The organism is Hymenobacter polaris (genome assembly GCF_012927305.1).
GTDB lineage: Bacteria > Bacteroidota > Bacteroidia > Cytophagales > Hymenobacteraceae > Hymenobacter > Hymenobacter polaris.
The window spans coordinates 17,616-42,863 of record NZ_JABBGH010000005.1 but is presented as its reverse complement, the minus strand read 5'-3'; the positions used below and the strand labels follow the sequence as shown (position 1 = coordinate 42,863).

Sequence of the window (25,248 nt, the reverse complement as noted above, 5' to 3'; positions counted from 1 at the left end):
AAAGTCCCTAGCCAGGCACTTCACCCGGCCTCACTAGCCCCTTCCCCACCTCAATTCCATGGATTTACAACAGCAATTTGAAGCTGCCGCCCAGCAGGTAAACAACCTCTCCGACGCCGAAGCGGCCAAGCACATGACCGACCTTTACGGCCTCTACAAGCAAGCCACCGAGGGCGATGTGAATATGCAGCCCGGCGAAGTAGCCGCCACCGAAGCCGATAAAGCCAGCGGCCCGGCCGGCTTGTCGCAGGCCCAGTGGGAGTCGTGGGACAAGTACAAGGGTACCAGCGAGGACGATGCCAAGCGCCAGTACGTGGCCAAGGTAGCCGAGATAACCGGCGGCCCAGCCGGCGCCAGCGGCACCGAGGCCGGCGCCGTAGCCACCGACGACCACACTGGCGCTCCCGACGCCCCTAGGGTCCAAACCGCCGAAAAAGAGAACGACACCACCGCGCCCCAGCCCGGCTTTGGCCCCGGCCAGGCCACCGGCGGCTTGCGCGGCGACATTACCGCCGGTGCGCCCTATGGCGGTGAGGACGCCCTGAAAGGCGCGCAGTAGGGCATATAGTTAAAAAGCCCGTCAGGCTCATCTGGCGTCCGTTTGTCGAAGCATCTCTACCACGACGTAATAGTTCGGTAGAGATGCTTCGACAAGCGGACGCCAGATGAGCCTGACGGGCTTTTTAACTTATATATTACAAATACTTGCGGTATAAATTCCATAGAATGCGCCGGTCCAGCTCGCTTAGCTCGGCGCCGGTTTCGCCGGGCACGAAGTGGCGCTTGAAAGCCTGCGTGGCGGCCGGCAAGTCGCGCGTGTCGTAGCCGATTACGCGCAAGGCTTCAGCCGGCGAGGGGCCCGCCAGGTGCCCTAGGGAGTCGGCGGCGAAAGGGGCCGCGGTGGTATCGGTCAGCACCGCCGCGTCGTACCAGAGGCCAAAGCCGCGGGCCGCCAGCCGCTGCCAGGGAAAGAGGGCGCTGGGGTCATTTTTGCGCACCGGCGCAATGTCGCCGTGGCCGATGAAGTTAGTAGCCGGAATGTTATAGCTCTTTTTCAGGTAGGCCAGCACCCGCAGCAAGCTCGTTAGCTGCGCCTCGGCAAAAGGCTCCGTACCATTGTTATCCAGCTCAATACCAACGGATACCGAGTTAATATCGGTGATGCCGCCCCAGCGCGACACGCCCCCGTGCCAGGCCCGCAGGTAGTCGCTGAGCATATGGTAGGTTTTGCCGTCGCGTCCAATCACGTAGTGGGCACTTACCTGCGTCTTTACCAACGTAAACGTCTTGAGCGTCTGCGCGGTACTGTCCTGTGCCGTGTGGTGGATAATGACGTAGTTGGGCTTGCGCAGGTTAAAGTTGACCGTGCCCACCCAGTAGGGCGTGGGCGGCAGGCTATCGATAGGCGGCTGCGGCGGCTGGGACATCAGCTGCCGGGCCAGCGCCTTCACCTGCTGGCGGTACACGCGGTTGGTGGCGGTGTAGGGGTTGCGCACGCAAGCGGCAGCCAGCAGTCCTAGGGCCAAAGCCGACCAAAAAGGTAACAGTTTCTTCATAACGAAGCCCCAAAATAAAGCCCCGGCTGCGATGGCAACCGGGGTTTAGTTAGTTTCAACAAGTAATCAGGCTGAATGCAGCCGAAATATTGCTACCGCTTCAACCGAGTCGTTTAACAACGTGGCGGAGATGCTTCGACAAGCTCAGCCTGACCGCCTGTTGAATACCGACACTTGGCTACTTAGCGTAGGCTACCGAGCGCATCTCGCGGATGACCGTGACTTTAATCTGGCCGGGGTACTGCATCTCCTTCTCGATTTTTTGCGAAATCTCGAAGCTCAGCTCGCCGGCGCGCTCGTCGCTCACGTTTTCGGCGTCCACTATCACGCGCAGCTCGCGGCCGGCTTGGATGGCGTAGGTCTGGTTGACGCCTTTGAAACCGCTGGCCGTTTCCTCCAGCTGCTTGAGGCGCTTGATGTAGCTCTCCATCATCTCGCGGCGGGCGCCGGGGCGCGAGCCCGAGATGGCGTCGCAGGCCTGCACAATGGGTGAGATAAGGGCCGTCATCTCTATCTCGTCGTGGTGGGCGCCGATGGCGTTCACCACGTCGGGGTGCTCTTTGTACTTTTTCGCCATTTCCATCCCTAGGATGGCGTGGGGCAGTTCGGGTTCCTCGGTGCTCACCTTGCCAATGTCGTGGAGCAAGCCGGCGCGGCGGGCATGCTTCACGTTGAGGCCCAGCTCGGCGGCCATGGTAGCACAGAGGTTGGCTACTTCGCGGCTGTGCTGCAGCAGGTTCTGGCCGTAGCTGCTGCGGAAGCGCATGCGGCCCACCATCCGAATCAACTCGGGGTGTAGGCCGTGAATGCCGAGGTCGATAACCGTGCGCTCGCCAATCTCGATGATTTCTTCCTCGATTTTTTTGGTCGTCTTGGCCACGATTTCCTCCACGCGGGCCGGATGAATACGCCCGTCCTTCACCAGCAAGTGCAGGGAGAGGCGGGCAATCTCGCGCCGCACCGGGTCAAAGCCGGAGATGATAATGGCTTCCGGCGTGTCGTCCACGATAATCTCGACGCCCGTGGCCGATTCTAGGGCGCGGATGTTGCGGCCCTCACGGCCGATAATCTTGCCTTTCACGTCATCGCTCTCGATGTTGAACACCGACACGCAGTTCTCGATGGCATGCTCCGAGGCCGTGCGCTGAATGGTTTCGAGCACCACCTTCTTGGCATCTTTGGTGGCCGTGAGCTTAGCCTGCGCCACGGTGTCTTTGATGTAAGAAGAAGCTTGCAGCTGCGCCTCATTGCGCAGGCTTTCAACCAGCTGCTCGCGAGCTTCGGCGGCGGTGAGGCCGGCCACGCGCTCCAGCTGGCCCTGTACTTCGGCCAATTGCTCGTCGGCCTCCTGGCGCTTGGCTTGCAGCTCGGCCACGGCAGTTTCGTGGCGGGCCTGGCGCTTTTCTTCCTGCTGCTCCAGGCGCTGGCGCTGGTGCTCGGCGTCGGCCTGGGCTTTTTCGCGAGCGGTTTCCAGCTCTTTTTCCTTGCGCTGCACCAGCTCCAGCTGCTTCTCAGTTGCGTCGGTGAGGTGCTTGATGCTTTGCTCCTGGGCCAGCACACCCTGACGGCGCTCGGTTAGCTCCTGCTCCAGGGCCAGCTTCAGGCGCTGGCTTTCGGCTTCAAACTCGCGCCGCTGGCGCTTCTGCTCTTGCTCGTACTCGTTTTTGAGGTTGCGAAACTTGTCTTTCGACTGCTGAATGCGCTCGTCGCGGGTGCGGGTGGCCGTGGCCTCGGCTTCTTCCAGTAGTTGGCGGGCGCGGGCCTGGGCCTCGCCCTCGTGGTCTTGCCTGGCTTTGGCAGCCAGCTGGCGGCCCACCACCAGGCCAACCACTAGGGCCAGCACGGCGGCTATCGCCACGTATATCATTGAGTTCATGTAGGATATGGAATTGAGTGGGAGTCAACACCATAGCCGCGTCAAAAAACCCGTGGCCCACCCCATCCGCCGGTTGCGGCAGGGGCTAGGGCCGGTCGGGCCAACGAAGGGGTGGGTGCTAGGCTGCTACCAAAGCCCTAGGGCCTTATGCAGCCAGCACCACGCCAGCCAGCAGCTCATCGAGGCGCGTGAGGCGCTCGGCAAGGGCTGCATCGGTTCCATCCTTTTCGCTGCTGACTTTCAAGGAGTCAGCCATCGTGGTAAAGGCTACCATCGCCAGCAGGTCTTGTTTGTCCTGGATGCCATACTGCTCCCGGAACTCGCGCAGCCGCTCGCTGAGCTGCCGGCCGGCCAGGCGCAGGCGCTCCTCGTCGGCCACGGCCACCCGCATGGGGTAGTCGCGCTCGGCAATGCGAATTTTTATGGCTAGCTCGTTCATCAGGGAGTAGGTGGCAGGTGCATCATCAGAAGGCAGGTTATTCCCTCAAATAGGCAAGGCACTTATCTAGTTCGCGGATGTATTCGTTGAGGCGTTGTTTCAGCTCGTTGGCCTGGGTGGGTTCCCCGCCGGCTATAGTCTGCACAAGTTTAACAATGTTTTCCTGGTTTTGGTACTCGCGCAGCTGCTTTTCGCGCTCGCGCCCATCGGCCCGCAGGTGCTCGATGGTTACCAGCGCGTCGGCCAGCTCCTCGCGCACCTGCTGATAGGCAGCCACTAGCGTGGTTACCTGCCGCTCCAGGCGGTCGAGTTGCGCAAGCTGCTGGGATGAAACCACCGGAAACAAAAAAAGAGTGAGGGTGCGAAGGTAACGCCCGCCGCCGCCCCAAAAAAAGCCCGCCGCGGTTGGCGGCGGGCCCCAGGTATGGCCGAGGCTAAGGCCCTAGGCCCCGCCCTTCTTCTTGGTTTTGATTTTGCGGCCGTTCTCTTCGGTTTTCACTTTGCCGTCGGGCAGGGCGTCGGCGGCGGGCGCGGCGGTAGGCGTAGCAGCGGCCGGCGCCGCAGCAACTACCGGCTGGCCATCAGCAGTCAGCTCCTGCACGTCGTAGCCCAGCTCGCCTAGGGCCGGGAAGGCCTTGGCGCGGTCGCCTACTACCACAATGTACATCTTATCGGCGGGCAGGTATTTCTGGGCCGAGGCCTGCACGTCTTCCTTCTTCAGCGCCTTCAGAATGGTGCTTTGCTGGTTCACGTAGTCGGGCTGCAAATTGTACTCGACCAGGCGCGCGAGGAAGCCGGCTTTCTGCTGACCGGTTTCGTAGCGCAGCGCGTCGCTCTGGCCCACCGAGCTTTGCAGGAAAGCCAGTTCCTCATCCGAGATGCCGTTGCGGTAGTTCTGGATTTCGCTCATAAACTCCTTCACCGAGGCGGCGGTGGCATCGGCGCGCACGCCGGCCTGGGCGGTGTAGGGGCCGAAGTAGCGCGTGCCCTGGTAGCCCGAGCGGGCGCCGTAGGTGTAGCCCTTGTTCTCGCGCAAATTCAGGTTGATGCGCGAGTTGAAGGCGCCACCCAGCAGGTAGTTGCTCAGATAGGCCTTATAGTAGTCGCCGGTCGCGTCGTAGGGCAGCCCCGTGAGGTAGCCCACCCGGATTTCCGACTGCGCCGCGCCGGGCTTGTCGATAAAGTAAATCTTGGTTTTATCGGGCTGCGCGGCGGCCGAGGCTACGGGCAGCGTCACGGGCTTGGCCTGCCAGCTCTTCAAGAACCCTAGGGCCGGCTCCACAGCCGCCTGGTCCTGGTCGCTCACCACGGTGAGGAAGCTGACGCTGGGCGAGTAGTACTGCTGGTAAAACTGCTTTACGTCGTCGAGCGTGAGACTCGTCACGCTGGCCGTAGTGCCAATGCTAGGCACACTCATAATATCGTTGCTGCCGTAGAGCAGGCGCGCGTACTCGTTGTTGGCGATGGTGACAGGCTGCGTTACCTGGTTGGCAATACCTTGCAGCGTGCGCTGCTTGAGCCGGTCAAAGTCACCCTGGTCGAAGCGCGGGTGCAGCAGGCGCTGGTCGAGCAGGGCCAGGGTGGCGGGCAGGTTCTTGGTTAGCGTCTGCACGTACACCGTCGTGTTGTCGTCGCCGGCAAATACCTGCACGGTGCTCCCGAGGCGGTCAAGGGCGGCCGACATCTCCTCGCTGGTATACTTCTCCGAGCCCTCGTTCAGCATTTGGGCCGTCAGACTGGCTATGCCGGCCTTGTTCATGGTTTCGAGCCGGTGGCCACCCTCAATGGTCAGCAGCATGGTGCTGACGGGCAGCTCCGTGTTCTTTGTGCCAATGACTTTCAGCCCGTTAGCCAGCTTATCCTGCCAGATGGCGGGCACTTTCACCACGGGGTTGGCGCCAGCGGCGGGCTGCTTCGAGCGGTCAAACGTGTCGGTAGCCTTCACGTATTTCAGGCCGTCGTAGCCGTAGTTGGGAGCCACGTAGCCGGCCGGCGAGGCGGTGTAGTTGTCCTTGGCGGCCACGTCGGCGGCCTTGCCCTTGGGCACCACGCTCAAAATAACGGCGTGCTTGCCGCGGATATACTTGTCGTACACGCGCTGCACGTCGGCCTTGGTGAGGGCGCGCAGGTCTTTCAGCTCTTTAGGCAGGCGGTTGGGGTTGCCGAAGAACGTCTGGTTGGCGGCCAGCTGGCTCACCTTGCCGCTCACGCTGCTCAGGCCGTTAATCAACTGGGCTTCGGTGCTGGCTTTAAAGCGGGCCACCTGCTCGTCGGTGGGGCCGGTTTTTTGAAATTCGGCCAGTGTCTTGCGGAAAATAGCCTCGGTGCTGTCGAGGCGCGTGGTGGGCACATCGAGGGCAACCAGCGTGAACTGGCCGCCTAGCTCCGAGTTGCTTTGGTAGGCCGAGGCCTGCACCGCCTTCTGGCTCTTTACCAGATTCTTATAGAGCAGCGAAGTTTTGCCGCCGCCAATAATATCGGCCAGCGCATCGAGCGCCGTTTCGTCGGGGTTGCCGTGGGGCACCGTCGGAAACACCATCTGCAGCATCGGGAAGCGCACGTTGTCTTCGTAGCTCACGTAGCGGTCGGCCGTGATGACGGGCTCGGGCAGCTTCTGCACCGGCACGGCGGGCCCGCGCTTAATGGGGCCGAAGTACTTTTCTACTTCCTTCACCACCTGAGCGGTATTCACGTCGCCGCCCACGGTGAGGGTCGCGTTGTTGGGGCCGTACCAGCGCAAAAAGAAGTTCTTCAGGTCATTCACGTCCGACTTGTCGAGGTCGGAGAGGTAGCCAATCGTGAGCCACGAGTACGGGTGGCCGTAGGGATACAGCGTTTTCACGATGTACTCGCTGGCCAGGCCGTAGGGGCGGTTGTCGTAGTTCTGGCCACGCTCGTTTTTCACGGTAGCGCGCTGAATCTCAAACTTTTTCTGGCTCACCGCATCCAGCAGGAAGCCCATGCGGTCGGCTTCCAGCCACAGCGCCGTTTCGAGCTGGTTGCTCGGCACGGTTTCGTAGTAGTTGGTGCGGTCCTGGTTGGTGCTGCCGTTGAGGGTGCCGCCAGCGGCCGTCACCAGCTTGAAATGCTGCTGGTCGCCCACGTGGTCGGAGCCCTGAAACATCATGTGCTCGAAGAAGTGCGCGAAGCCCGACTTGCCAATCTGCTCGCGGGCCGAGCCCACGTGATAGGTCACGTCCACGTGTACCAGCGGGTCGGAATGGTCCTCGGTTACTACCAGCGTTAAGCCATTGGGCAGCACGTACTTCGAATACGGAATTACCAGCTCACCGGGCTTCTGGGTTACTTTCTCTATCAGCCGCGCGCCGCCGGCGGTGGCCGTGGGCGCCGCCTTCACGGTGGGCGGCTTGGGGGTGGTGGGCTTGGCGCCGTTAGGCTTCAGGGGCTTAGCCGCAGGCTGCTGGGCTAGGGCCGGCAGCGTGGAAAACGTCAGCCCCAGGCCGCACAGCCAGGGGTAGAGAGCGCGTACTTTCATATAGAGAAAAAAGGGTGAGAGCTTAGGCCGGTTGACCAGCGCACAATGTTACTCGTCAAGGAGCATTTTGCATTACATCAAGCTTTCATCTGGCAGATTATTTACGCCAGTCTGGCAACCTTTTCCGCAGTGGGCTGACCTAGGGTGTCTTAGCAACCAAAAAGCCCGTCATGCGGAGCTTGCCGAAGCATCTCTATTGCACGATACTGCGCGGTAGAGATGCTTCGGTAAGCTCCGCATGACGGACGTTTTGGTTTTAAGATACCCTAGGGTAGCAACAACTAGTATCTCGCTACCGACTACTTGCGAATGAGCGCGCCGGCTTGCTTCTCAAACTGCTGCATCAGCTTTTGCATCACCTGGTCGATGGCTTGGTCGGTGAGCGTTTGGCCGGGGTCTTGCAGCTGGAAGCTGACGGAGTACGACTTCTTGCCCGCTGCCAGGCGCTCGCCCTCGTACACGTCGAACACGTTGATGGCTTGCAGCAGCTTCTTCTCGGTTTTTTGGGCAATGCTGCGCAACTGCTCGAAAGTCACGGCCTTATCGACTACCAGCGAGAGGTCGCGGCGCACCTCGGGGAAGCGGGGCAGTTCGCGGGCGGTGAGGGTACCCTTGTACTTTTTCAGCAGCCAGTCCCAGTCCAGCTCGGCGTACCACACGGGCTGGCTCACGTCGAGGCGCTTGAGCACAACCGGCGACACGGCCCCTAGGGCCACTGCGGGCTGATTTTGGAGCAGTAGCGTGAGGCCGCCGGCCAACCCGAGGTGCTGCACCGGCTGCGAGGCGGGTGCCTGGTGCCCCAGGGCCGCCAGCACCTGCTGCACCGCCCCGGCCAGGTCGTGAAAGGTGGTCTTGCGCGAGGGCTGCTGCCAGGTTTCGGCGGCGGCGTGGCCAGTCAGGTACAGGGCTAGCACGGTGCGCTCCTTATACTTGCCGCCCTCGGTTTGCTCATACGTTTTGCCAAACTCGTAGAGCTTGAGGTCGCGCTGGCGGCGGTTGATGTTGTGGCGCACCACCTCCAAGCCCGAGTGCAGCAGCGAAGGCCGCATTACGTTCAAATCCTGGCTGTTATAATTCAGGATGCGCACCAGCGCGGCGTCGCGCTCCTCGCCCTGCTCAAAGTAGAGCGAGTTGGTGAGCGAGTTGGTAATGATTTCCTGGTAGCCCTGACCGCTGAGCAGGGCAGCTACTTTCTGACGCACCACCTCGGGGTCGGGGCTGGGGAAGCCCGACAGGAACGAGGCCGAATTATGGGGCCGCAGCGCCACGTTGTTGAAGCCGTAGATGCGCAGGATTTCCTCGATTACGTCGGCCTCGCGGGTCACGTCTACGCGGTAGGGCGGCACCTCCAGCTGCCACACCGGCCCTAGGGCCTCCTGGGTTTCGGCCTCAATGCGGATATCGAGGCCGTGCAGAATTTCGCGGATGCGCCCCTCCCCTATTTCCTGGCCGATGAGCTTGTGCACGCGGTCGAGGCGCAGCGTAACCGGGCTGGCCGGAATGGAATGCGGGAATACGTCCACGACCGGCGCGGCCAGGCGGGCGCCCGCCACTTCTTGCAGCAGCAGGGCGGCGCGCTGCAGGCCAGTGGGCACCATGTAGGGGTCGGTGCCGCGCTCGAAGCGGAACGAGGCGTCAGTTTTGAGGCCGTGGGCCTGGCTGGTGCGGCGCACCACGGCCGGCGCGAAGTAGGCGCTTTCCAGAAATAGGCGGGTGGTCGTGTCGCTCACACCCGACACTTTACCCCCAAACACGCCGGCCAAGGCCATGGGCGCGCCGTTGGCATCGGCAATGACCAGGTCGCTGGCGCTCAGCGTGCGGGCCACGTTGTCGAGGGTCACGAACAGCTCGCCGGCTACCGCCCGCTTCACCCGCACCTGGCCGCCCGTGATGGCGTCGGCGTCGAAGGCGTGCAGGGGCTGGCCCAACTCGTGCAGCACGAAGTTGGTGACGTCCACCACGTTGTTGATGGGTGAGAGGCCGATGCTGCGCAGGCGCCCCTGCAGCCACTCGGGCGAGGGGCCCACCCGCACGCCCTCCAGCAGCAGGCCGGCGTAGCGCGGGCAGGCCTGCTCGTCTTCAATCACCACTTCAATGCCCGCACCCTCCCTAGGGGCCGCGAAGGCGCTTACGTCGGGCAGGTGGGCGGGCTCACCCAGCAGGGCGCGCAGCTCGCGGGCCACGCCGTAGTGCGAGGCCGCGTCGGCCCGGTTGGGCGTGAGGCCGATTTCAATCTCGGTATCGGCGCCCAGGTTGAAGTACTCGGCAGCGGGCGTACCGTCGGGCAGGTCGGTATCGAGCACCAGAATGCCGGCGTGCGAGGTGCCGAGCCCAATCTCGTCCTCGGCGCAAATCATCCCCTCGGAGGCCGCGCCGCGAATCTTGGACTTCTTGATTTTGAACGGCTCGCCCACCGTGGGGTGCAGCGTGGCGCCCTCCAGGGCCACCACCACGCGCTGGCCGGCGGCCACATTGGGGGCGCCGCACACAATCTGGCGCGGGGTGTCGTCGCCCACGCTCACGGTGGTGAGGCTCAGCTTGTCAGCGTCGGGGTGGCGCGCGCAGGTGAGCACCGTGCCCAGCACCACGCCGCGCAGGCCGCCGGGCACGCGGTCCACGTCCTTGAGGTGCTCTACTTCGAGGCCCGAGCCGGTGAGCAGCGCGGCCACTTCGGCTACCGGCAAGGTGGTGGGGAATAAGGTTTTAAGCCAGTCGAACGAGATAGTCATTTGCCAGAAGCGGCCGCCAAACGGGGCCAGCCGCACGGGGCAAAGGTACGGGCCGGCGGGTGGGCCACCCGCCAAAACCACCCCGCGTATCTTTAGCCAGCATTTTACTTTAACCGCGATGAGCTACTATCCCGAAGCCCCGTTGATTCTGCACGGGGCCGTCGTTGCCAGCTTCAGCGACGACGAGTTTTTTGATTTCTGCCAAGCCAACCCCGACCTGCGCATGGAGCGCACTGCTCAAGGGGAAATTATCATTATGACCCCAGCCGGTTTTGTATCCAGCGCCCAGAGCCTTGAGGTTGCCCGCCAGCTTGGCAACTGGAACAAAAAGACTAAGCTCGGCCGGGTGGCCGATTCGTCGGCTGGGTACGTCCTGCCCGATGGCGCCACGCTTTCGCCCGATGCCTCGTGGGTAAGCCTGACTAAGCTAGAAGATGTTTCGCTGACCAGCCGCCGCAAATTTCTGCACCTGTGCCCCGAGTTTGTGGTGGAGGTGATATCGCCTACCGACCGCCTGGCCGATGCCCAAGCCAAAATGGCGCAGTGGCTGGCCAACGGCGCGCAGCTCGGCTTGCTACTGACCGACAGCCCGGAAACAGCCTACATCTACCGCCCCGGCCAGCCAGTCGAAGAGATGCAAGGATTTGATAATGAGCTGAGCGGCGAGCCCGTACTACCGGGCTTTACCCTGGATTTGCGCGAGCTGCGCGAGGCAGCCGCCTAGGGATGGTATTGCTGCTCGCCGGCCAGCACGGGCACCGACAGGCGGCTTTCACTAGGGGGCTTGGGGCAGCTGTAGTGGTGGTTGTAGGCGCAGAAGGGATTGTAGGCGGCGTTGAAATCCAGGGTTAGCTCGGTGGCAGCGGGCGCGGGCAGCGGCAGGTCGAGGTAGCGGCCGGCGGCGTAGGTCTGCTGGCCGTTGGTGGGGTCGGTGAAGGGCACGAACAGCTCATTGGCGCCGCCTAGGCCCTGCTTTTGCAGCAGCAGCAGTTTTTGGGGCTGGCCGCCCAGCTCAAATTCGGCGGTGCCGTAGCGTACGTAGGCATCGGGCTTGCCGGCGCTGGTGAGGGCTAGGGGCTCGGGCGTGGGCACGGCGGCGCGCACCAAGCGGGCCGTCACGCGGTAGGCTTCGTCGGGCTTGAAGTAGCGCAGGCCGCCGAATGCCGCCCGCTGGGCGCTATCGAGGGGCGAGCCGGCGTCGGTGCGGAAGGCCTGGTCTTTCTGCTGGCGGGCCTGGCGCACCTGCGCGGCGTAGGTGGGGCTGGGCGCCAGCGGCGGCGGGGTGGCGTCCGGCGAGGCCTGCCAGCTGTAGTAGAAAAGGCCAATTACGGCGAGCAGTAGCCCTAGGAGCAATAGTTTACGCATTGTTGGAGCGAGTAACTCCCGCCCTTCGGCAGGGTTTTGCCCCGCAAATATGCCCTAGGGTCCGGCAACGAAACAGCCAGATACAACTTAATGGCGCGACCAGCGGGCGGGTGCGACCCGTCCCTACAGCAGGCCCTCGTCGGCGAAGCTGTAGTAGCCGTGGTCGGTGTAGATGAGGTGGTCGAGCACGGGCAAATCGAGGAAATTACCGGCTTCCTTGAGCTTTTTGGTGAGCCCAATGTCGGCGGCGCTGGGCTGGCGGCTGCCGCTGGGGTGGTTGTGCACCAGAATGAGGCTGCTGGCTAGGTTTTCGAGGGCCTGCTTGAAAATAAGCTTGGGGTCGGCCACGGTGCCGGCCACCCCGCCGCTGCTGATTTTCTCCTGCCGCATTACCACGTTGGCGCGGTTGAGCAGCACCACCCAAAACTCCTCGTGCGGCAGGTCTTGCAGCTGGGGCCGCACCAGCTGGTAGATGTCGCGCGAGCTGGCGATGGTGACGCGCCGGCCCGCGCCGCTTTCCTTGCGGCGGCGGCCCAGCTCCAGGGCGGCCATCACGGTAATGGCCTTGGCGGGGCCCACGCCGGGGTGGCGGCAGAGCTGCTTGATACTGAGCCGGGCCAGCTCGTTGAGGTCGCCGTTCACGGCTTGCAGCATCAGCTTGCCCACGTCCACGGCCGTGAGCCTAGTGGTGCCCGAGCCTAGCAGAATGGCAATCAGCTCGGCGTCGCTGAGGGCAGCGCGGCCTTTTTGCATCAGCTTCTCGCGGGGGCGGTCCTCTTCAGCCCAGCTTTTGATGCCCAGGCTGGGCGGGACGTAGGCGGCCGGGGCGGGCCCTACGGCCGGGTCGTCTTCTAGCGGTAAATCAGTCGGTTCGGATATGGTGGCACGCATATACTGTCGAGTTATATCCGCTAAAATAAAGCATTTGCCCGGCCTAGCCGTTAGCCAGCCAGCTAACCAAACGGCCGGCGGGCCGTTCTTCTGCCCATTATGGCGCGTCAACTTCTTTTCTGGGGCATTTTTCTGCTCATCATTCTGGCCGAGGTGTACGGCTACCTGGCCGTGCGCACGGTACTCAACCTGAGTAGCAACGCCGCCCGCTGGGGCCTGGGCATAAGTTATTGGGTGCTCACCCTAGGGCTGTGGGCGGCGGCCATGTGGGCCATCAACAACCGCCAGCACCCGTCGGCGCTCAAGAGCTACCTCACGGCCCTGCCGCTCATCTTGCTGGCGGCCAAAGTGGTTGTGCTAGTGCCCATGCTACTCGAAGACCTGACCCGGCTGGGCCGCTGGGCGCTGGGCGGACAGTCCCGCCCACCTTTAGCTACCGCTGACGGCATTGCCCGCAGTGAGTTTGTGAGCCGGCTGGCCCTAGGGCTAGGGCTGGTGCCGCTGGCGGCCATGCTCTGGGGCCTGGCGCGCGGCAAAACCGACTACCAGGTGCGCCGCCGCACCCTACGCTACCCCAACCTGCCGGCCGAGTTCGACGGCTTCAAAATCTTGCAAATCTCCGACTTGCATACCGGCTCGTTCAACGGCGAGCTGGAGCCGCTGCAGCGGGCCGTGGCCCTCATCAACGCTCAGCAGGCCGACCTGGTGGTGATGACCGGCGACCTGGTGAACAATATTGCTACCGAGGTGGAGCCGCACATCCCCACGCTGGCGGGCATCAAGTCGCGCCACGGCTACCCGATTTTCTCTATCCTAGGCAACCACGACTATGGCGACTACGTGCAGTGGTCCAGCCCCGCCGCCAAGCGCGCCAACCTGCAGCGCCTGGCAGATAACCACGCCCGCATTGGCTGGCGGCTGCTATTGGATGAGGCCCACCCCATCAAGCGCGGCGATGCCGAAATTGCCGTGCTGGGGGTGCAGAATTGGAGCAGCCACCCCAACTTCCCCAAGCACGGCAACCTGCCCAAGGCCCACGCCGCCAGCGGCAACGCGCCCTTCAAGCTGCTGCTCTCGCACGACCCCTCGCACTGGGAGGCGCAGGTACTTGACTATAAAGATATTGACCTGATGCTGGCCGGCCACACCCACGGCATGCAGTTCGGCCTCAACCTGCCGCACCTCAAGTGGAGCCCCGTGCAGTACTCGTACCCACAGTGGGCGGGCACCTACCAGCAGGGCCAGCAGCGGCTGTACGTGAACGTGGGCCTGGGCTACCTGGGCATTCCCATGCGGGTAGGCTTCCTACCCGAAATTACCCTTATTGAGCTACGCCGGGCCTAGGGCAGTAGCCTAACTGCAAGGCACGGCAACGCAGAAACTCACATGCTTATTTTGCGTTTAACATCTTCCAAATCACCTTTTTTTCTTTCTCATGAAATCTTCCTTGCTGCTGCTGGCTGGTTTTGCCGCGCTTTCGCTGAGCTCGTGCTCGTCGAACTCTACTACCGAAACCGCCACCACCACTACGCCCGCCGACTCGACCGGCGCCACTGCTACCACCACTACCACGCGCACCTACACCGACGCTGACTACCGCTCGCGCGGCGACCGCATGGCTACGCGCTTTGCCTCGCAAAACAAGATTAGCGATGCCGCGACCCTGGCCAAGCTGAAGACGGCCTACTACAACCGCGCCAAGCGCTACGACGAGATGATTGCCAAGTTTAAGGCCGATACGGCCGGCATGGCCACCGCCAAACGCGACTACATGAAGGCCAACGACCAGGAATTCCAAACCATCCTGCTGGTGCCGGCCCAGTACCAGGCCTACCAGTCGTCGCAAAACGACTATGACGAGGCCAACAACCTCGACACCACCGACCAAACGGCAGCTGCTTCGTCGGCTACTATGCCCTCGGCCGATAGCACTTCCAGCTCCATGTCTACTTCGTCGAGCAGCAATATGAATAGCGGCACGAGCGGCAGCGGCACGCCTACTACGGCTGGCAAAGTGATGCGCGCCAATGGTATGCTGGGCCCCGACAACACGGTGGAGAAATCGAAAACCAAGCTGGAGAACGGAGCCAAGGTGAAGGTGAAAGATGGCGACGTAAAAGTGAAAACTGCCGACGGCGAGAAAATGAAGATGTAAGCCCTAGGCGGCAAAAATTGCCGGCTAGCCGGCAAAGAGCCCGCGTCTGCAACGACGCGGGCTCTTTTTTGCTCTTTTGGTAGCAGCTTTGTTAACTAAACCGCGTATTTGTCTTTTGTGAAGCTACTCTCTGCCCTTATTCCCACCCGGTGCTTGCTCTTCGTAGTGGGGTGGCTGGTGCTGGCGGCCCTAGGGGCCCCGCGGGCCTGGGGGCAGGCCGGCAGCCCGCCGCCCACTATCCGGGTAAGCGGCACGGTATCGGTAGCGGGCAGCCGCGACCCCGTGCCCGGCACCACCGTGCAGGTGCGGCGCACCCGCAGCGGCGTGGCGGCCAACGCGCAGGGTGATTTCCTGGTTACGGCGCTGGCTACCGACACTATCTTGTTTCGGGCCGTGGGCTTCAAGCCGTACTTGCTGGCCCTAGGGGGCACTAGCCTCTCGCAGCTAGTGGTGCAGGTTTCACTGGTGCCCGACCCAGTGCAGCTGGGCGAAGTGAAGGTGACGGCCGACCGGCCCGACCGCGCCAGCATCAACCGGGCGTTGCGCAACATGAAGCGCCCCGCCCCACCAGTGGTTAAGATTCCTAAAAAAGCCCCCCCGCCCAAGCCGCTTTTCCCCGTCGATACGACGGGCCCCAAGGTGGTGGCCCCCAGTATTGCCACCTCCAACGTGGACTGGCTGTATGAGCAGTTCTCGCGCGAGGGCAAGCAGCGCCGCAAGGTAGAGCAGCTAAAGGCCCAGGAAGCTGCGGAGAAAGCCCAAAAAGCACGCGCCGAGTATAACAAGTCGTTTAAAGACAACCGGGGCTACGAATAAGCAGCTTCTCTAGGCGCCCACGCCCAACGCGGCGGCCCATTCGCGCGTAAGGAAAAGCCATGAAAATTGGGTATCCCTGCGTGAATGAAACGCTTGATTGCAGCGCGGCGCGCACCTTCCGGCTGGCCTCCTACTCGCCCGAGCGATTAATAGAAACCGTAGCCAGCAACCTGGCCTGCCTGCGCCGCATTTTGGAGTGGAACGTGGCGCACGGCCTGCTTTTTTTCCGCATGGGGTCTGACATCGTGCCCTTCGGCTCGCACGAGGTGAACACCTTTCCCTGGCAAACGCACTTTAAGAGTGAGTTTCGGGCCTTAGGCGAATTCATCAAGCAAAACGGGATGCGGATTTCCTTCCATCCCGACCAATTTGTGGTGCTCAACTCGCCCGACCCCGCCATTGTGCGGCGCAGCGTAAATGAGCTGGTGTACCAGGGCTCGATGCTGGATTTGATGGAGCTGGACAGCACGGCCAAACTCCAAATCCACGCCGGCGGGGCCTACGGCGACAAGGGCCTGGCCCTAGCCCGGTGGGTCGAAACCTTTCACCAGCTGCTGCCCGCGGCCGTGAAGGCTCGCCTGGTGGTAGAGAACGACGACCGCCTGTACAGCCTGCGCGAGTGCCTGAGTTTGTACGACGAAACGGGCGTGCCCATCCTGTTCGATAATTTTCACCACGAGTGCCTTAACCACGGGGAACCCATGCGCCTGGCCCTGCGCCTGGCCGCCGCCACCTGGCACCCCCAGCGCGACGGCGTGCTGATGATGGACTACAGCTCGCAGGCGCCCAACGAGCGCCGCGGCAAGCACACAGATACGCTAGTGCCCGCGCTGTTCGAGCAATTTCTAGACGACCTAGCGGGGCTGGATGTGGACATGATGTTCGAAATCAAGGACAAGGAAGCCAGCGCCGTAGCGGCGGCTCAGCTGCTGCGCGCGCGGGGCCTGCTGGCGCCCGCGCCGGCCGGCTATGTGCCGCCCACCTTCGTGCCCGCCACCCTTGATGCCGCTGGCAAGCGCGTGGCACCCAATAGCAAGACGCGCAAGCCCGCCGCGGCCCCGGCCGCCAAAGCCAGCCCTAGGGCAGTCGCCAGCAAGCAGTCCTCACCCAAGCCTCCCCAGTAACTGTACGCCTTTTCTTTCTTACCCAGCTTTTTCTTCCAATGAACGACCTTCTGCACGCAACCCTTTCGGGGCTGCAAAACGGCCTGATCAGCTTACCCCTTGGCTCGGCCATGGACAACACCGAAACCTGGCAACAGCAGTTTCTGCAAAGTGGATTGCCCGAATACCAAGACATTGCCCGCGAGATGGGCAATTTGCAATCGCTGCTCACCAGCGGTAGCCTCAGCGCCACGGCCATCGGCAACTCGCTCACCATGCTCGGTGACCAAACCAGCCAGGCAAGCCACCACGCGCCCGCCGACCTCAAAGCCGACCTGCTTAAGCTGGCTGATGTGTTACGCGCCCACGGCCACGGCCTGCTGGAGCACAGCGCCAAATAGCTAATGCTAGCCACCCGGCCCTAGGCCCCTTGGTACGCAAAATGGCCCGGCTTTCTACGTGAGAGCCGGGCCATTTTGCGTACCAAGGGGCCTAGGGCCGGGTGGCTACATGTTGGTTTTCATCTTGCCGTTCGGCATGGTGTCTTTCATTTTTTTGCGCTTCATGCGGCGGTCACTGCGAGCATCGCTATTCGGCGAGCCTTTGGTGAAGGCTTCGCTCGGTGTCACATTGCCTTTAGGGTCGGGGGTGGGGGCGGCCATGCCGCTGGGCACGGCGCTGGGCGAGGCAGTGCCAGCTGGGCCTGGTGTGCTGGGCACGGTGGTGCCGGGCGTGGTTTGGGCAAAAGCAGCGCTACAGCTAAGCAGGCCAGCGGCCAGGGCTAATTGGAAGATTTTCATGAGAAGAGGGAAAATAAAAAAAGTAGTGTGGTAAGCCTGTTGGCTTTTCGGCAGAGGTTAATTAGCCTAGCCGACACTAGTAGAAGTAGCCTTGTTTTGGCGCGCCGCCTTGCGGTGCTGCCTTCTAGGGTCCGTGGCGCGGTTGTTGCGCATCTGATTGCGATACTGCTGGCTCTAGTGCTGGCCGGCCGGTCCTACATTGGCCGAGGCAGTTACGCTGCCCGATATGGGCCCGCTGGTAGTGCTGGTACCGGGGGCAGCTTGGGCTAGCGCCTTACCACCGGTGAGCAGCGCAGCGGCCAATATAGGATGAGAAACACGCATAAAAGCAGTTGTTAAGAGCGTAACCAGGCAATCTTCTTACTTCAAAAAGCTGCCTATGGTTGTGGCTGGGGCAGCGAAGCATCGTTGATGGGCTGGGCCGGGCGGCGCTGCACCACCGTGCTGGAGCCCACGCCCCGGCTGGGCACCACCTCAGTCGATTGGCGCGAGCGGCGCTGCGGAATCAAGGGTTGCTCGCGCACATCGGGCACGGCAGTAGGCGACACGTCGGGGGTACCACTGGTGGGCACCCCTACGCTCACGGGCAGGCGGCTGGGCTGTGCATCGTAGCTCGAAACCGTGCGCTGCACCTCCGATGGGCCCTGAATGGTGCTTTGGTCGAGGGCGGCATTGGCGGGCGGCACGGCCGTTTGGTTGTAGGCCCCACCCCGCATCGGGGCCGTAGCATTGAAGGGCACCGTTTGGGCGTGCGCGGCAGTCGCCACCAAGCCGAACAGAAGTAAATAGGCTTTCATAAAGCTTTATACGCTAAATGGTTACTGCCGAAAAAAGCCGGCTGGCCTATTGGGCCAGCCGGCTTTCGACTTATACGGTAGTGGCGGCCGAAAGGCTACTACATTTTGGTTTTCATCGAGCCGTCCGAGTTGGTTTTGCTCTTCATACCTTTTTTCGACATGCGTTTGTTGCTACGCATCGAGCCTTTGTCCATGCCGTTCATGTTGCCCATGCGGTCAGTAGTCGAATTCATGGTGCCGGTGCTCGTCGTGGTACCATTATTCATAGTGCCATTGTTCATCGTGCCGGTCTGGGGCGTGGTAGTGGTAGGCGTCGTTTGGGCAAAGGCAGCGCTGGTGCAAAGGGCAAAAGCGGCGGCGAGAATCAGGGAAGCTTTCATGGGAAAGGGAATTAAATTTAAAAGGGAAGCTGCTGACTGCAGCCGGTTGGGTGTATACGCCTTAAGTGACAGATAGTTGGGGCTTTAGCTAACTAGAGCAAACCAAATAAGCGCTTTTTTCAACGGAATAATTAATCAGTTCTAAACGTAATCAAGTAGTTACCCTCGGTAGTGTCCAGTCACATTTTTCAGAAATAAATACAAAAAAAGCCGGCTAGCTTATTGCTAACCGGCCCTTATGCAATGCCCTACCTGCGCAGGACCTAATCAACTACATTTTCGTTTTCATGGTGCCGTCGGCGTTGGTCTTGGTTTTCATCTTCATAGTGCCATTTTTCGAGCCGCGGTTCATGCGCCGGTTCATCTTATCCATGCGCTTGCTATCGGGGCTTTGCTGCGTCGTGGTGGGGTCGCCAGCGCTAGGCATGTTGGAAGGGTTGCCGGTAGTAGCGCCGGGCGTAGTGCCAGGAGCAACGGTTTGGGCAAAGGCAGGGACGGTGGCCAAGGCCAAAGCGGCTAGTAATAGGGTGGCTTTCATAAAAGTAGGGAGTGTAAGGGCATTCTGGCTGCGTACCAGCTGTCTTGCGCTTGTATACGGGGCTGCCCGCTAGCTGTTTGCCGCCGGCCAGCCAGCCAGGTAGCCTATCTGCCGGTCACCTTTCCCCGAGCACCATTTTAGCAACTAGCCATCAAATACTTACTCTTATAATTATCGAGCTTACTAAACTGCTTAAGTTAAGGTAATAAAGTGCTGGCTGCCAACGCTTAGCCAATTATTTGCCGGGCGGCGCGGCCTAGGGCTGTTCACTAAGCTAATCTCACTGTTTGCTGCTGGCCGCCTAAGTCAGCTCTTTGCGAGAGTCGTCGAGGTAGCTAGGGATATCTGACCGCGTGAGGTTTTTGCTATATGGCTAACCGCGGCATAGCAGTATAAATGTGTTGGGTTCTGTAACCCTTCCTATATAAGCTTCGTTCTATCTAGTAGAATCTGCGTACAAGTACGTAGTTTAAAAGTTTGTTTTCATAGCACAGAAAGACCCGCCGGTATCCAGTGGGTTTTTTTATGGGCTGCTCTATCCGCCTTTAAAAGCACGAAGCCAGCAGCTCCGTGTAAGCGCTTGAGGTAGCCACATGCGGGGCAACAGGTTATCGGTTTACAATAATGTGGCTGAAGTCTGCTCCCAGCCACTGCTGACCATCCGACTGAGCAGTAATTTTCTTTGCGTTTTGGACGCGCTGCCCTAGGTGTGTTGCCGGGGTAAAAAGCCCCGCCTGGTACTCTAGACGGCGGTCAAAAGCGGGCAGATAGTCCGGAAACGTTTGGGGCTTATTCATTCGCCTTCTACGCAGGCCACCCCAGGTTGGGTTGCGCTGGCCATTGTGGGTAAAATAGCCCCTAGAGAGCTAAGGCTGGCGGCCGCTGAGAAAGCACCAATGCAATTTTCTTACGTGGCCAAAGCACTGCAGGGCATGCTGCTTGGCAAGCTCGGCCGCTGGCGCTTGTAGCTTAAAGGTCGTTAAACTTGGCCTGGGCGCAAAAATAAAAAACCCTCTCTACGAAGCGCAGAGAAGGTTTCAATGGAGATGCAGGGCATAGTTAACGGCGTAAAGTATATTGGCATGGCCGGATTTAAACTTTAAGTCGGATTGCTCATTTCTAGCGCCCAGGTGCGAGCTTCCGTCAAGTCCGTGAAATAGCGTATTTCGTAAGGTAATTGAGGGATAGTGCGTTTGTACATATCGCCTAGTAGAAGGTTGTTCATGGGCGCTACGGGAGCCAAGAGCGCAAACCGTTGCAGGCCAGCCTGCGCGAGTGCGGGTAGAATATCATGTTCTGCCCACTGCAAATCCGCGGGTCGCACGGCTCCCAACAAACGGTCATCACCTAGCCACGCTTTTACCTGAAATTGCTGCGTCAACGCCAGGGCCTGCTGGGCCGCCGCGCGAAAATCTGCACTACCCGCGTAGCTCTGCCAGCTTAGCTCCAGCATAGGAGCTGGGCTGTCGTGCAGGTAAATTGTCAGGTAGGGGGCAGTAAAGAGGGTTTTCACGAAAAGTAGGGTTAGAACGGGGCGGTGGCCCAATGGCGAGCGGCCTCAATACTGTCGAAATACTGACTGGTGAGCTGCGTACCGGGAATGACTGTAGCTACCAAAGCATTCACGCCCATACGGTTCATTGCGTCGTGGGATTCCACCACGGCAAAGCGCTGGCCGCCTAGCTTATGCATGCCATTAAACACCTGGTCCCCACTCCATTCTAAATCCGCTTGCCGTAGGGCGCGTAGCAGCCGGTTATCGGCCACGAGGGCTTTGCCCTGGTGCTGACGCATCAGGCGCATCAACTCCTCGATAGATGCCCGAAAGTCAGTACTGGGCACAAAATTGAGCCACTGCAACTCCAGCGTACAGTGCGTGGTTTGGTGCAACAAAATGTTGAGGTAGGAATTTTGGTAGAGTGTCGTCACGAACTAGAAATGACCGTCTGGCCTAAGAAAGTGCGGGTTTCGGTGGAGAAATCGGTCATTGCTTGACTACTGTTTTACTAGAAAACATAAAAAATGCCTCTAGCGCAGTGCTAGAGGCATTTCAGTGGAGATGCAGGGATTCGAACCCTGGTCCAGACAAGGAGGCCGACGTGCTTTCTACGTGCGTAGTCAGGCTTATTTTATTCGTGACGCGCCGGGCACCAGCCAGGCCTATAGCGCGTCCTTATCCGCAGTTGAGTTTCGCCTGCCAATCACGGCTCTCGGCAGGCTATCCGTTACTTACGACGCGCCGAACTCCCGGGCGCAATGGAAAAGCCCGGGCGGCACGATGACGTGCGTAGTTCTAAACTAGGCAGCCATGGCGTAGCTATACTCGCCAGTTGTTGTTTGGTAGATTTTTTAGCGGGAGAGCTTCCACCACCTCCCGGCACGCTTACCCGCGACATGCACAAGCTGTCAATTCCGGTCATCCCCAAAATAGAAAGAACGAGGTCCATCTCCGCGGAGCTGGGGCGCAAAGATACGCGCCATATGAGGCAAAGGTTTGGAAGCGGCTTTTTGTTCCCTAGGCCCGCCGGCGAAATTATGTGGCTGGCGCAGGTGTTTTACTGCCAGCGGCTTGGCTTTTGCCCAGTACTTGCCAGCCGGCTTGGGGCTGGCATAGGCCCGGCAGCGAAGGTATCTTTGTGGAGTATCGCGTATGGAAAATTTTGTTGTTTCGGCCCGTAAATACCGTCCGGCCACGTTTCGCAGCGTGGTGGGGCAGCAGCACGTCACTACCACCCTGCAAAATGCCATTCAGAGCCAGCATTTGGCGCAGGCATTCCTGTTTTGCGGGCCTAGGGGCGTGGGCAAAACCACCTGCGCCCGTATTCTAGCCAAGACGATAAACTGCACCAACCTCACGCCCGAAGCCGAGGCCTGCGGGCAGTGCGCCTCGTGCGTGGCCTTTCAGGAAAACGCCTCCTTCAACGTACACGAGCTGGATGCGGCCTCCAACAACTCGGTCGAGGATATTCGCTCGCTGGTAGAGCAGGTGCGCTACGCGCCGCAGCAGGGCCGCTTCAAGGTCTATATTATCGACGAGGTGCACATGCTCTCGAACGCGGCCTTCAACGCGTTTCTGAAGACGCTGGAGGAGCCGCCGAGCTACGCCATCTTTATTCTGGCCACCACCGAGCGCCACAAGATTATCCCCACCATCCTGAGCCGCTGCCAGATTTTTGACTTCAACCGCATCCGGGTGGAGGACATCCGGGAGCACCTGCGCTACGTGGCCACCAGCGAGGGCGTGGCGGCCGATGACGACGCCCTGCACCTGCTGGCCCAAAAGGCCGACGGCGGCCTGCGCGACGCGCTGTCGATGTTCGACCAGCAAGTAACCTTCGCCGGCAACAACCTGACCTACAAAGAGGTGGTGCAGAACCTGCACATCCTCGACTACGACTACTATTTCAGGCTGGTGGACGCGCTGCTGCGCGAGAACCTCTCGCAGGCGCTGCTGCTGCTCGACTCGGTAATGCAACAGGGCTTCGACTTGCACAACTTCGTGGTGGGCACGGCCGAGCACCTGCGCGGGCTGCTGGTGTGCAAAGACCCCGTAACGGTGCAGCTGCTGGAAGTATCGGACAACATTCGGCAGCAGTACGTGCGCCAGGCCCAGGCGGCCCCCCTGCCCTTCCTGCTCTCGGCCCTGAACCTGGTGAGCCAGTGCGACCGCGACTTCAAGCAAGCCAAAAACCAGCGCCTGCACGTAGAGCTGGCCCTGATGAAGCTGGCTTACCTAAATGGCGCTGTGCAGTTTGTGCGCGACCTGACGCCCGCCAGCAACGGCCACGCCGCGCCAAACGGCGAGGCTAAAAAAAAAACTAGCGGCCTAGACGACGGCGCGGGCCAGCCGGCAGCCCTAGGGGCGGCCGCGCCCGCCAGCAGCGCCGTGCGCGAGCCGGCCCCCGTGGCCGCCAGCAGCGGCTACGCGGCCCCGCCCGCCCCTAGCCCGCCCGCCCAGCCGCTGGTGCATGCGCCCGTCCCCGCTGATGGCCCCGAGCCGCTGCCCGTAGAAAACGGCGTAACCGAGCTGCACCCCACGCCCAGCATTGAAGCCACGGCCGAGGAACCGGTGACGCCACGCCACCAGTTGCGCGATACTTTGCCGCACGTGGCCGCCGGCCGCCCCAGCATGCAGGGCCTGGAGCCCACCCAGCGCCCCACCGACGTGCGCCCCGGCACCATCGCAGCGCCATCGGTGGGCGCCCTGCCTAAGCTGCCTAGCCTAGGTAGCCGCCTGCCGGGCCTGCGCGATGTAGGCACGCCGGCGGCTCGCGCCACTACTTCGGCTGCCGCGGCGGCCCCTGCGCCCGAAGTGCCCACCGGCCCGCTGCCGCCCATTGCGCCCGAGCTGCTGCAGCGGGTGTGGCAGCAGCTGGCCGACGAGCGCCGCGCCCAAGAGAAGATGAGCGAGTACACGGTACTTAACCGCCCCGTGGCGGCCAATGAGGCGCACGTCATTACGCTTTTGGTTGATAACCCGGTGCAAGTCACGCAGTTCAACGATTTCCGAGCTGAGTTTACCGTGGAGCTGCGGCGGCGCACCGGCCACCCCGGCCTCACGGTGCAGACGGAAGTAGCTACCGCCGCGCCCACCGCCCGTAAGCTCTATACGTCCAATGACAAGTTCAACTTCCTGGCCGAGAAATACCCTGCTTTGCAGGAAATGAAGCAACGCCTGGGGCTGGATGCGGACTTTTAATTATTGCGCCAGATGGTAAGCAGGGGCCTAGGGTACCAGGCGGCCCCTAGGCGCTGGCCGAGCCTGCTACTGCTGCTGGCACTCGCCGCCTGCGGCCCCGCCCCGCCCCCGGCCTTGCGCATCAGTGTCGTAGGCGATGTGCTGCTGGCCCGCGCCGTGCCTGCCGCCCTGGCCCGCGACAGCGCCGCCCTGCGCCAAACCGCGCGGCAGTTGTGGGCCGGCAGCCGCTACGTGCTCGGCAACCTGGAGTGCCCGCTGACAGATACGGCGCTTCCGGCCAGCAAAGCCATTGTTTTTCAAGGTAATCCGCGCTGGGCCGGGTGGCTGCGCGGCCTAGGGGTTACGCACGTATCGCTGGCCAACAACCACACCCTCGACCAGCGCCTGCCGGGCCTGCAAGCCACGGTTCGCGCCGGGCGGGCGGCGGGGCTGGGCGTGCTGGGCTACGAGCCTGATTCGCTGGCCGGCTGCCTGCCCACCGTGCTGGGGGCCGACAGCAGCGTGGTGGCATTTGCCTACTCGGCCTTTGGGCAGGCCGGGGCCGGCGAGGGCTGCGTGTGCGGGCGCGAGGCGGCGGCGCTGTGCGAGCGGGTGGCGACCTACAAAACCCTGTTTCCGGAGCGGGCGGTGCTGGTGTACCTGCACTGGGGCACCGAGTACGCGGCGCAGCCCAGCGCCCGGCAGCGCCAGCTGGCGCACGACCTCGTGGATGCGGGCGCGGCGGCCGTGGTAGGCGCGCACCCGCACGTGGTGCAGCCGGTGGAGTTTTACCGGGGCCGGCCCATCGTATACAGCCTGGGCAACTTCCTTTTCGACCAGCGCGGCGGCGCCACGGCCCTAGGGGTGCAAGTCGATTTCGAGGTGGCTCACGGCTGGGTCACGGCCACTACCCTGCGCCCGCTGCGCCTGGCCGGGGCCGTGCCGCAACCCGCTGAGGCGGCCGCCCGGCAGCAGCTACAACAGCGCCTGCTGCCGGCCGATAGCAGCGCCCAACTCCTGGCCCAGGCGCCGGGCAGTTGGCTGGCGCGCGCCATGGCCGCCCCCTCGCCCTCCGATTCGCTGCCCGCCTACCTGGTGCCGCACCTGGTGCTGGGTGGCCCGGCCGGGACGCGCACGCAGGTGCGCCTGCGGTATTTGCCCCGCGCCCGGCAGTACCAGGTGCAAGCGAGCGCCGGCGCGGGCGAAGGCCGCGTGCTGGCCCTAGGCTTCCCGGTGTACCGGCTGGCGCAGGGCGACGTGGACAACGACGGCCGCCCCGACTTGCTGGTGGGGCCGGTGAAGCGCACGCGCCTCGATGCCACCGTGCGGCGGCGCCTGTTCGTGTATTGCCTCGACAGCACGGGCCGGCTGCAACCTCGCTGGCGCGGGTCGCGGCTGCTGTTCGAGCTGGTGTTTTTTCGGGCCTGGACTACCGCCGGGCGCACCTACGTGCTGAGCATCGAGCGCGAGCCGGCGGGCAGCTACTGCGTTGGGCAGTATTATTGGCAGGGCTTTGGACTGGTGCTCGATAGGTTTCGGGCGCGGCGGCTGGGGCGAGCGGCGGCGTACCGGGCTTTTGTGCAGCCGGAGCGGTAGCGCGCCCGGCCGCGCCCTAGGCCCGCACGCCCG

General features: G+C 62.0%; 24 protein-coding genes and 1 other RNA gene. 9 read left to right on the top strand and 16 right to left on the bottom strand.

Going from position 1 to position 25,248, the window contains the following annotated elements; translation table 11 throughout:
• The first annotated feature begins 58 nt into the window (after positions 1 to 58).
• Positions 59 to 559, top strand: a complete 501-nt coding sequence (locus tag HHL22_RS22820; protein ID WP_169533748.1) for an acyl-CoA-binding protein — start codon at positions 59 to 61, stop codon at positions 557 to 559.
• A gap of 136 nt (positions 560 to 695) precedes the next feature.
• Here HHL22_RS22820 and HHL22_RS22815 read toward each other — a convergent pair whose 3' ends face one another.
• The 6 genes from HHL22_RS22815 to pheT form a co-directional block, all read right to left on the bottom strand.
• Positions 696 to 1,556 carry an N-acetylmuramoyl-L-alanine amidase gene (locus HHL22_RS22815; protein ID WP_169533747.1) on the bottom strand — a complete coding sequence of 287 codons (861 nt, stop codon included), beginning with the start codon at positions 1,554 to 1,556 and terminating at the stop codon, positions 696 to 698.
• 178 nt (positions 1,557 to 1,734) lie between these two features.
• On the bottom strand, positions 1,735 to 3,423 hold the full coding sequence (gene rny / locus HHL22_RS22810; RefSeq protein ID WP_394354472.1) for a ribonuclease Y: 1,689 nt from the start codon (positions 3,421 to 3,423) through the stop codon (positions 1,735 to 1,737).
• Positions 3,424 to 3,577: 154 nt separating this feature from the next.
• Positions 3,578 to 3,871 (bottom strand): cell division protein ZapA, encoded by a 294-nt coding sequence (locus HHL22_RS22805; protein WP_169533745.1) that lies wholly within the window; start codon positions 3,869 to 3,871, stop codon positions 3,578 to 3,580.
• 37 nt (positions 3,872 to 3,908) lie between these two features.
• Complete coding sequence (locus HHL22_RS22800; protein ID WP_169533744.1) at positions 3,909 to 4,208, bottom strand: hypothetical protein; 300 nt, start codon at positions 4,206 to 4,208, stop codon at positions 3,909 to 3,911.
• 105 nt (positions 4,209 to 4,313) lie between these two features.
• Entirely contained in the window at positions 4,314 to 7,367 is a 3,054-nt protein-coding gene (locus HHL22_RS22795) for a M16 family metallopeptidase (RefSeq protein ID WP_169533743.1), read from the bottom strand.
• A gap of 299 nt (positions 7,368 to 7,666) precedes the next feature.
• Positions 7,667 to 10,096 (bottom strand): phenylalanine--tRNA ligase subunit beta, encoded by a 2,430-nt coding sequence (pheT, locus tag HHL22_RS22790; protein ID WP_169533796.1) that lies wholly within the window; start codon positions 10,094 to 10,096, stop codon positions 7,667 to 7,669.
• 118 nt (positions 10,097 to 10,214) lie between these two features.
• On the opposite strand from pheT, the gene HHL22_RS22785 reads away from it, so the two are divergent.
• Positions 10,215 to 10,820, top strand: coding sequence for a Uma2 family endonuclease (locus HHL22_RS22785; protein WP_169533742.1), 606 nt, complete (start codon positions 10,215 to 10,217; stop codon positions 10,818 to 10,820).
• Here the strand turns inward: HHL22_RS22785 and HHL22_RS22780 are convergent.
• Both HHL22_RS22780 and radC read right to left on the bottom strand, forming a co-directional pair.
• Positions 10,817 to 11,461: a DUF1684 domain-containing protein gene (locus tag HHL22_RS22780; protein WP_169533741.1), complete on the bottom strand. Its 645-nt coding sequence runs from the start codon at positions 11,459 to 11,461 to the stop codon at positions 10,817 to 10,819. The two genes, HHL22_RS22785 and HHL22_RS22780, sit on opposite strands and share 4 nt — an antisense overlap.
• A 123-nt stretch (positions 11,462 to 11,584) precedes the next feature.
• Positions 11,585 to 12,352: a RadC family protein gene (radC, locus tag HHL22_RS22775; protein ID WP_169533740.1), complete on the bottom strand. Its 768-nt coding sequence runs from the start codon at positions 12,350 to 12,352 to the stop codon at positions 11,585 to 11,587.
• A gap of 99 nt (positions 12,353 to 12,451) precedes the next feature.
• On the opposite strand from radC, the gene HHL22_RS22770 reads away from it, so the two are divergent.
• From HHL22_RS22770 to HHL22_RS22750, 5 genes are all read left to right on the top strand, one after another.
• Complete coding sequence (locus HHL22_RS22770; protein WP_169533739.1) at positions 12,452 to 13,696, top strand: metallophosphoesterase; 1,245 nt, start codon at positions 12,452 to 12,454, stop codon at positions 13,694 to 13,696.
• Between the two features lie 91 nt (positions 13,697 to 13,787).
• Entirely contained in the window at positions 13,788 to 14,507 is a 720-nt protein-coding gene (locus HHL22_RS22765; protein ID WP_169533738.1) for a hypothetical protein, read from the top strand.
• Positions 14,508 to 14,624: 117 nt separating this feature from the next.
• Entirely contained in the window at positions 14,625 to 15,323 is a 699-nt protein-coding gene (locus HHL22_RS22760; RefSeq protein ID WP_169533737.1) for a carboxypeptidase-like regulatory domain-containing protein, read from the top strand.
• Positions 15,324 to 15,382: 59 nt separating this feature from the next.
• Complete coding sequence (uvsE, locus tag HHL22_RS22755; protein WP_169533736.1) at positions 15,383 to 16,447, top strand: UV DNA damage repair endonuclease UvsE; 1,065 nt, start codon at positions 15,383 to 15,385, stop codon at positions 16,445 to 16,447.
• Positions 16,448 to 16,485: 38 nt separating this feature from the next.
• A complete protein-coding gene (locus tag HHL22_RS22750) occupies positions 16,486 to 16,827 on the top strand; it encodes a hypothetical protein (RefSeq protein ID WP_169533735.1) in 342 nt (113 codons plus the stop codon).
• 105 nt (positions 16,828 to 16,932) lie between these two features.
• Here the strand turns inward: HHL22_RS22750 and HHL22_RS22745 are convergent, their stop codons facing one another.
• The 8 genes from HHL22_RS22745 to ssrA form a co-directional block, all read right to left on the bottom strand.
• Positions 16,933 to 17,226, bottom strand: a complete 294-nt coding sequence (locus HHL22_RS22745) for a hypothetical protein (protein ID WP_169533734.1) — start codon at positions 17,224 to 17,226, stop codon at positions 16,933 to 16,935.
• Positions 17,227 to 17,400: 174 nt separating this feature from the next.
• A complete protein-coding gene (locus tag HHL22_RS22740; RefSeq protein WP_169533733.1) occupies positions 17,401 to 17,550 on the bottom strand; it encodes a hypothetical protein in 150 nt (49 codons plus the stop codon).
• 53 nt (positions 17,551 to 17,603) lie between these two features.
• Complete coding sequence (locus tag HHL22_RS22735) at positions 17,604 to 18,023, bottom strand: hypothetical protein (protein ID WP_169533732.1); 420 nt, start codon at positions 18,021 to 18,023, stop codon at positions 17,604 to 17,606.
• A 98-nt stretch (positions 18,024 to 18,121) separates the two neighbouring features.
• Positions 18,122 to 18,403, bottom strand: coding sequence for a hypothetical protein (locus HHL22_RS22730; protein WP_169533731.1), 282 nt, complete (start codon positions 18,401 to 18,403; stop codon positions 18,122 to 18,124).
• Positions 18,404 to 18,674: 271 nt separating this feature from the next.
• Positions 18,675 to 18,941, bottom strand: coding sequence for a hypothetical protein (locus HHL22_RS22725; protein ID WP_169533730.1), 267 nt, complete (start codon positions 18,939 to 18,941; stop codon positions 18,675 to 18,677).
• A gap of 1,099 nt (positions 18,942 to 20,040) precedes the next feature.
• Complete coding sequence (locus HHL22_RS22720; protein ID WP_169533729.1) at positions 20,041 to 20,454, bottom strand: hypothetical protein; 414 nt, start codon at positions 20,452 to 20,454, stop codon at positions 20,041 to 20,043.
• 11 nt (positions 20,455 to 20,465) lie between these two features.
• Positions 20,466 to 20,870: a hypothetical protein gene (locus tag HHL22_RS22715; RefSeq protein ID WP_169533728.1), complete on the bottom strand. Its 405-nt coding sequence runs from the start codon at positions 20,868 to 20,870 to the stop codon at positions 20,466 to 20,468.
• Between the two features lie 122 nt (positions 20,871 to 20,992).
• Positions 20,993 to 21,365: a transfer-messenger RNA gene (gene ssrA, locus HHL22_RS22710) on the bottom strand.
• A 226-nt stretch (positions 21,366 to 21,591) separates the two neighbouring features.
• On the opposite strand from ssrA, the gene HHL22_RS22705 reads away from it, so the two are divergent.
• Both HHL22_RS22705 and HHL22_RS22700 read left to right on the top strand, forming a co-directional pair.
• Positions 21,592 to 23,640 carry a DNA polymerase III subunit gamma/tau gene (locus HHL22_RS22705; protein WP_169533727.1) on the top strand — a complete coding sequence of 683 codons (2,049 nt, stop codon included), beginning with the start codon at positions 21,592 to 21,594 and terminating at the stop codon, positions 23,638 to 23,640.
• A gap of 12 nt (positions 23,641 to 23,652) precedes the next feature.
• Positions 23,653 to 25,215, top strand: a complete 1,563-nt coding sequence (locus HHL22_RS22700; protein ID WP_169533726.1) for a CapA family protein — start codon at positions 23,653 to 23,655, stop codon at positions 25,213 to 25,215.
• Positions 25,216 to 25,248 lie beyond the last annotated feature (33 nt).

Coding starts and splice junctions, on each gene's coding strand:
- radC (WP_169533740.1), bottom strand. CDS start 12,352: ATGCGTGCCACCATATCCGAACCGACTGATTTACCGCTAGAAGACGAC.
- HHL22_RS22820 (WP_169533748.1), top strand. CDS start 59: ATGGATTTACAACAGCAATTTGAAGCTGCCGCCCAGCAGGTAAACAAC.
- uvsE (WP_169533736.1), top strand. CDS start 15,383: ATGAAAATTGGGTATCCCTGCGTGAATGAAACGCTTGATTGCAGCGCG.
- HHL22_RS22730 (WP_169533731.1), bottom strand. CDS start 18,403: ATGAAAGCTTCCCTGATTCTCGCCGCCGCTTTTGCCCTTTGCACCAGC.
- HHL22_RS22740 (WP_169533733.1), bottom strand. CDS start 17,550: ATGCGTGTTTCTCATCCTATATTGGCCGCTGCGCTGCTCACCGGTGGT.
- HHL22_RS22795 (WP_169533743.1), bottom strand. CDS start 7,367: ATGAAAGTACGCGCTCTCTACCCCTGGCTGTGCGGCCTGGGGCTGACG.
- HHL22_RS22805 (WP_169533745.1), bottom strand. CDS start 3,871: ATGAACGAGCTAGCCATAAAAATTCGCATTGCCGAGCGCGACTACCCC.
- HHL22_RS22750 (WP_169533735.1), top strand. CDS start 16,486: ATGAACGACCTTCTGCACGCAACCCTTTCGGGGCTGCAAAACGGCCTG.
- HHL22_RS22745 (WP_169533734.1), bottom strand. CDS start 17,226: ATGAAAATCTTCCAATTAGCCCTGGCCGCTGGCCTGCTTAGCTGTAGC.
- HHL22_RS22765 (WP_169533738.1), top strand. CDS start 13,788: ATGAAATCTTCCTTGCTGCTGCTGGCTGGTTTTGCCGCGCTTTCGCTG.
- HHL22_RS22785 (WP_169533742.1), top strand. CDS start 10,215: ATGAGCTACTATCCCGAAGCCCCGTTGATTCTGCACGGGGCCGTCGTT.
- HHL22_RS22770 (WP_169533739.1), top strand. CDS start 12,452: ATGGCGCGTCAACTTCTTTTCTGGGGCATTTTTCTGCTCATCATTCTG.
- pheT (WP_169533796.1), bottom strand. CDS start 10,096: ATGACTATCTCGTTCGACTGGCTTAAAACCTTATTCCCCACCACCTTG.
- rny (WP_394354472.1), bottom strand. CDS start 3,423: ATGATATACGTGGCGATAGCCGCCGTGCTGGCCCTAGTGGTTGGCCTG.
- HHL22_RS22735 (WP_169533732.1), bottom strand. CDS start 18,023: ATGAAAGCCTATTTACTTCTGTTCGGCTTGGTGGCGACTGCCGCGCAC.
- HHL22_RS22700 (WP_169533726.1), top strand. CDS start 23,653: ATGGTAAGCAGGGGCCTAGGGTACCAGGCGGCCCCTAGGCGCTGGCCG.
- HHL22_RS22725 (WP_169533730.1), bottom strand. CDS start 18,941: ATGAAAGCCACCCTATTACTAGCCGCTTTGGCCTTGGCCACCGTCCCT.
- HHL22_RS22815 (WP_169533747.1), bottom strand. CDS start 1,556: ATGAAGAAACTGTTACCTTTTTGGTCGGCTTTGGCCCTAGGACTGCTG.
- HHL22_RS22705 (WP_169533727.1), top strand. CDS start 21,592: ATGGAAAATTTTGTTGTTTCGGCCCGTAAATACCGTCCGGCCACGTTT.
- HHL22_RS22780 (WP_169533741.1), bottom strand. CDS start 11,461: ATGCGTAAACTATTGCTCCTAGGGCTACTGCTCGCCGTAATTGGCCTT.